This is a genomic window from Streptomyces sp. NPDC127092 (assembly GCF_042722475.1).
Classification (GTDB): Bacteria; Actinomycetota; Actinomycetes; order Streptomycetales; family Streptomycetaceae; genus Streptomyces.
The window spans coordinates 1-1,246 of sequence record NZ_JBHXFE010000300.1; the positions used below are offsets into that span (position 1 = coordinate 1).

Below are 1,246 nucleotides of genomic sequence, written 5' to 3' on the forward strand. Positions count from 1 at the left end.
GAGGAGCTGCGGCAGCGGTACGCGATCCTCGCGCGCGGTCGCTCCGAGGACGGCGCGGAGGACTGGGCCAACTGGATCGTGGTGCTGGAGCCGGAGGGCCGGCCGGTCGGCTACGTCCAGGCCACCATCCCGGTCTCAGGCCAACCCGCCGAAATCGCCTGGGTCATGGGAGCACCGTGGCAGCGCAATGGTTACGCCTCAGCAGCCGCCGCTCTCCTGCTGGCTGAACTTGCGGAGATGGGCGTGAAACAGGTCATCGCTCATATCCACCCCGACCATGGGGCGTCCGCCGCGGTCGCGCGCCGTATCGGAATGAGTCCGACCGACGAAGTCGTGGACGGCGAAGTCCGATGGGAAGGTCCAGTGACCACCAGGGGATGACCGGCACCTCTCCCACGTCCCACGTCTTGGCTCATCTGCGGCTTCAGACCCAAACGGTCGTTTGTGACCAGGGAGCCCGCCATGTGCCATGTGCGCCACCTCGGGCCCTGTCAGCCCGCCGCACGGCTCGCCACAACCAACCCGCTAGAGCGGCAGCCGCCCGTACGTTTCGGGCGATCCCCGGGGCGCGCGGGGGCGCCCACCTGGACACCCGGTTTTCCCGCCGACCGGATCCCGCCCGATATGCGAAGAGTTCCCCGCGCGTCAGGTGAAATCTGCGCTGCATCTCGACAACGGACACACCGGGCGGTTCGGGCCCCTGCCCCACGAGCCCACCGCAGGCCAGGGGCCCCTGCGCTGCATCTCGACGACAAAGACCCTTGCCCACCGGTTCACGTCGTGACATAGTTCACCCCATGATGCAGCAGCAGTGACCCCGTGGGTCCGACGACCCACCGCCGGCCTCCCCGCGCGCCCGTCTCGAGCACGGCTCGACGGGTGCCTCTGCGCCCACCCCTTTCCTCAGAAAGCAGTCACCGCATGCCTGACATCATCGAATTCCCCCTGCCCGCCTCGTCGGACGACCCCCACTGGCGGGCCTACTGCCAGCTCGGAGACGAGTACAACCACGAGCTGATCGGCACGACCGAGTGGGACGAGACCCCCACGGACGCGCTCATCCAGGCCGCCGCCGAGACCGACCACACGCTGCGCCGCTACCTGGCGTACGTCGACGGCGAGGCGGTCGGCTACGCCCGTGTCCTGATCAACCACGTCGACGACCCTGACGCGGCCGCCCTCAACGTCTACGTCCACCCGCGGCACCGCGGACGCGGCCACGGCCGGGCACTGGCCGAGCGGCTCG

General features: G+C 69.4%; 2 protein-coding genes. Both read left to right on the top strand.

Annotated features, from left to right (window positions below; genetic code table 11):
- A partial coding sequence (locus tag ACFWJO_RS39865) for a GNAT family N-acetyltransferase (protein ID WP_386873209.1) occupies positions 1–381 on the top strand: 381 nt, incomplete at its 5' end.
- A 540-nt stretch (positions 382–921) separates the two neighbouring features.
- Positions 922–1,246: GNAT family N-acetyltransferase (locus ACFWJO_RS39870; protein ID WP_386873211.1), on the top strand; the 325-nt coding region annotated here is incomplete at its 3' end.